At 52.4% G+C, this 4,818-nt stretch carries 3 protein-coding genes; all 3 read right to left on the bottom strand.

Going from position 1 to position 4,818, the window contains the following annotated elements:
* A partial coding sequence (locus tag FBQ85_26545; GenBank protein MDL1878692.1) for a glutamate--tRNA ligase occupies window positions 1-352 on the bottom strand: 352 nt, incomplete at its 3' end.
* A 393-nt stretch (window positions 353-745) separates the two neighbouring features.
* Window positions 746-2,023: a DNA photolyase gene (locus FBQ85_26540; protein ID MDL1878691.1), complete on the bottom strand. Its 1,278-nt coding sequence runs from the start codon at window positions 2,021-2,023 to the stop codon at window positions 746-748.
* A 645-nt stretch (window positions 2,024-2,668) separates the two neighbouring features.
* Window positions 2,669-4,818 (bottom strand): GAF domain-containing protein (locus FBQ85_26535; protein ID MDL1878690.1); only part of this gene is annotated, 2,150 nt, incomplete at its 5' end.

Genomic DNA, 4,818 nt, shown 5'->3' with positions numbered 1-4,818 from the left:
CGGCTTCGAGATCTTCTTCGCGGCAAAAACAGTAATAAGCTTTCTTATGGGCAATCAGTTGCTCGGCATATTTTTGATAAAGATCGAGACGCTCGGATTGCCGATAAGGTCCGAGCTTTCCGCCGGCCTCCGGGCCTTCATCCCAATCCAGGCCGAGCCAACGCAAATCTTCGTAAATCGAATTCTCAGACTCGGTAGTCGAACGCACAGCATCCGTGTCTTCGATGCGGAGAATGAAGGTTCCGCCGGTATGCCGCGCGTAAAGCCAGTTCAAAATGGCCGCGCGCGCATTGCCAATATGCAAATGCCCCGTCGGGCTGGGGGCGAATCTTACACGTACAGGTGTTGACATATGAGGAGAATAAATTCCTTAATGATCAGTTATCCCTTCTGCCGGATACTCTTTTTTAGCCACTGATGCGCACGGATTTTCACTGATTTTTTCTTAAATAGGTTCTTTCAAAAAGGCTTTTGAATCCGTGTTGATCCGTGCAAATCAGTGGCTAAAAGTCATATTCTTGAGCGGTTTTGCAAGATAACGTAGGAAAACCGGGTCTTTGCTGCTCTTGCTTTTGATTATTGCAGATGAAATTTAAGATAGTGATCGAGAAAAGCAAGGAGAGAGTCGGGCTTGCACAGATCAAATATCTTTTCGCGTCTTTACGAATGTATAAAAACATGTGATCTTGGACACGGAGAACAGCGCAGGCAGTTGAGGCGGCATAACCGTCTGGGCGGCAGATCGTTATCGCCGCATCGTGCGGCGACCAAACTCCGTCTCAAACGTCTCGTTGTCCGGATAAACATAACCGAAACTCTGCTCCCAAATCCCCGCCTTTTCCATACACAAGTAAAAAAACACCTCGTTGTGCCAGGGTGCGAAGGCCTGGTACATCCGCTGGAACATCGCCACTTTGATTTCATCCGGATACGTAAGCTTGCCATGCGGATCCGGCACCATTTCCATCTGCGAAATTTTGGTGGCATGGCCGAGCGCACGCATTTTCTGCAGCACCGGCTTGATCAGCGTCACCGAGCCGAAGGAGATGAAGCGGACTTCTGCCGGATCAAATCGTTGCAACAACTCAGTTGCGATCGCCGGGTAATCCTCCTGCCAATGGTCGTAATACACCATCGGATGAAAATGAAACGCCACGCCCATGCCGCGGTTTGCCACCTGCCGCGCCGCTGCCAGCCGTTTTTCCAAACTTGCCGTGAAATGTTCCTCGTTGGCAATGATGGTGGGCGTGTTCAGCGACCAACTGATCACGAGGTTGGTGGGAGCTTCATGCTCAAGAAAATAGCGAACATTGTCGGACTTGGTTTTAAGCTCCAACAAAATGCCGGGATGATGCGCGGCAAAGCGGCACAGGGCATCAAGAATGCCGTGGCGATTGCCCCACGCCAGCGAATCCGAAGATTGTCCGGTGCCAATGTGATAGAAGCGGCCCGGTTCCAGCTCAAGTGCGGCGAGCTTTTGTGCAAAGTGTTCGTCGAACACAATCTCGTCGCTGTAGAAGGTTTGAATCGAGCAATAGGAACAGCCAAAAACACAGTTCTCCACGGCGTCGATCGTGTGCAGGTTGCAGCACACGGTTTTCTCCGAAGCCACCGGACACATGCCGAAAATGGTTTTGTCGGAGTCTTTGACCGTAATCAGGCTCTTCTCGCGCTGCTTGGGCCGCGTCAGCGGAATGAGCGGATAAGTTTTGGGCGCCTGCCGCAGCGCCGCCAGCTCGGCCTGAAGTTCCGTTAACATCTGCTTTTTGAGATGGCCCTTGCGGTTGCCGGTTCGAGCGGAACGTTTTTGCCACCAGGTTTCGAGATCACCCTCGCCCCACATGCTCAGGTCGCGGCAAGCTTCCACCACCTGGCGGAATTCCTGAAACGTGAAGCGCTGCTCGAACGCGAGCCGCTGCAGGAATTCCTGCTGGCGTGAGGGCAATTGTTCGAAAAGGGTTTTACCGGCAAAACCGGCAAACTTGGCAGCGTAATCAAATCGGGTGGTGGTATTGGTGTTCATGCGTTTTAAATTTTGAATTGCTTTCGAGTTTTAGAACTACGTTTGCTATCGGGCACTTTTCAGCAATAACTCTTTTAGCCACTGATTCACACTGATCAACACGGATTTCAGAGCAGTAAATATGTCACCCTTACAGGGTTTTACCCTGTTCTTTTTGGCTATCTTTCTATAATCATTTCATCCCTTCGGGATTCTCGGTTCGGATAATCCCGAAGGGATGGCATGATTATAGTCATTTGGCGTTTTTTCTTCATGAAACCACGAAGTGGTGACATAATTTTGCGGCTCAATGAAAGGGCAATTTTGAAAAAACCTCTTAAAGCATAAAAAATCAATGCAAATCCGTGTTCATCCACGGCGAAAGCAAAAGCGTCCGTTGGTGAAAACTTGCGCCGGGAAGATAACAAATTCTAACACAAAATTCACAAATAGATGTTCGTTATAAACGTTCGTAGTCGCGCCTTATGAATGTTGATAATCAAAATCGTTAATCCCGATTTGTTCTGCTACGGCTTGGCCGTAGCATTCACTGTGGTCAAGCTGTGGCTGAACATTACCGAACTTGAATGTCAAAACTCATTAGGCGCCCGCTCGTCATTTCCCCCCGACGTTCAGCTCCTGAAGGGGACACTACAAACAAGCGCGTCATTTCATGCGCACCACCACCAGCGTCAAATCATCCGACTGCGGCATGTCGCCGATAAATTGCAAGACGGCTTCATAAATGCGGTTGCGCAGGCCTTCCGCGGAAAGGTGGCGGTAGCGGGCAATGACTTCAAACAAACGTTCGGTGCCGAACTCCCGCCGGTTTTCATCCTGCGCCTCGGTAACGCCGTCGGTGTAAAACACGATTGTATCTCCGGAAGCGACGGCAACGGCATGCTCGCCATAAACCATATCTTCACACACGCCTACAATCAAATTCGATTCCGTCAATTCGATCAACGCGCCGTTGCTGCGCAAGAGAATGGGATAGTTGTGGCCGGCATTGGTGTAGGTGAGCTGTTGCTTTTCCGGCGACAATACCGCATAACAAAACGTGGCATATTTTTCGGGATTGGTGGTGCGGGCGATTTGCGCGTTCAACTCCTGAACCACCGCACTGGGTTTGATGTTGCGCGCGGCCACGGCGCGAAAAACCGCGAGCAAACTCGACATCAATATCGCGCCAGGCACCCCCTTGCCGGCCACATCGCCGATGGCAATGCCGAGGTCGCCGCCCGGCAATTCCACAAAATCATACAAATCACCGACCACCTCGAGCGAAGGCAGATTGATGGCGGAAATTTCGCATTGCGGCGCCGCGGGAATGAGGCGCGGCAACAGCATGCGCTGAATCTCTCGCGCCACGTTCAACTCTTCGTCGATCCGCTGTTTTTCCAGTTTTGACTGATAGAGCTTGGTATTTTCGATGGCGATCGTGGCTTGATTGGAAAGCAGCGTCAGCAACGTCATGTCTTCATACGAAAACGGCTGGCGCGAGAGTTTCTGGCCAACGGAAAGGATGCCGACCAGGCGGCCATGCTGCGCCAGCGGCAGCAACAGCTTGGGCCGCATGCGCAGCAATGCCTCGCGTTCCTGCGCCTGGGTTAACTGCGGCTGCACATCTTCGGAATAAACGGGAGACTCGATGCGGGTGAGCAGGGGCACGAACTGGCCGTCGCGGCGGAAGCGTACTTCGGTGCTGATCACATCGCTGCGGGTTTCTTCCGGCCGGCCGTTGGTGGTGATGATGGAGGTGAACGCCGTTTCATCTTCATCTTCCAAAAAAAGATAAACGCTTTCCAAACCCAGGGCTTGCCGCAACGAGCCGGTTATTTTTTCCTGCAATTGGCCGAGATTCATCACGCTGAGCAAATCCCGGCTGAGGGTTTGCAGAAACTCGCGATAATCCACCGTGTCTTTGAAAAACCAGCGTTCCACCATGCCTTCCGTCAAGCTCAACAACGGTTGAAATGCGATAACCGCGATCACCAAAAAAATGACTTCCAGCAGCGGCAAATTCACGCCCATAACCGCTTCCACAACGTTTTTGGCTTTGGTGTAAATCAACAAATAAACGCCGACGAGCAAACCGGAAGTGATCGAGTAGATGAAGCTGCGGCGAATGATGAAGCGTACGTCGAGAAACTGATAGCGAATGATGGCCCAGGCAATCGCGCCTGAGCCGATGAGCAGGCTGGCGATGGTCAGCACTTGAGCGAGGTTGCGTTCGACTTCAAAGGCAAAAATTTTGGGAATCAAAAACGCCAGGGCGTAAAGCGCGAGGCTGGTAAGAATACCCCACATGACCCAGCGCGTTTGGCCGCGCACCCGCGGATTTTTTAGACGAAAATAGCTGCGTTGCATGAGCACAACCGCCGCCACGACATAGGCAATGTTGATTGCCGCGAAGAAAGTTTCCTGATGCGTAACTGCAACTTCCAATACCGCAGCCAAGCCGCGCAATAAAATCTTAACCGGCTGCAGCAACGCCGGCCAGTTCTGCGCCAGCCCGAGGCTGTGCCGCAGACTTTGCACGCTGCCGGCATTGGGCAGCATGAGCGACATCAGCAAGTGCAGAACTTGGGGCGCGAACAGCAAAACCGGCAAGCGCGGCCGCGCTGCGAGCGCCGGATGCTCAAGCGGGAAAACCAGGCTGAACAGCACGAGCTGCGGAAAAAACAATTCCCAGACATGATAAAGGCGATCGAGAAACGTGAAGTCGATTTGCGCAGAAGAGCCGGCTTGCTGCAACAGCAAGCCAAACGCGCCGAGTATCGGGCCGAGGCCGGCGAGTAACAGCATCAGGCCGG

This window comes from Cytophagia bacterium CHB2 (assembly GCA_030263535.1).
GTDB lineage: Bacteria > Zhuqueibacterota > Zhuqueibacteria > Zhuqueibacterales > Zhuqueibacteraceae > Coneutiohabitans.
The sequence above is the reverse complement of the archived record's forward strand: the minus strand, read 5'-3'. Positions and strand labels throughout refer to the sequence as shown.

Bases quoted from the DNA above. Each gene is read 5' to 3' on its own strand.
- FBQ85_26540 (MDL1878691.1), bottom strand. From the start codon at position 2,023: ATGAACACCAATACCACCACCCGATTTGATTACGCTGCCAAGTTTGCC.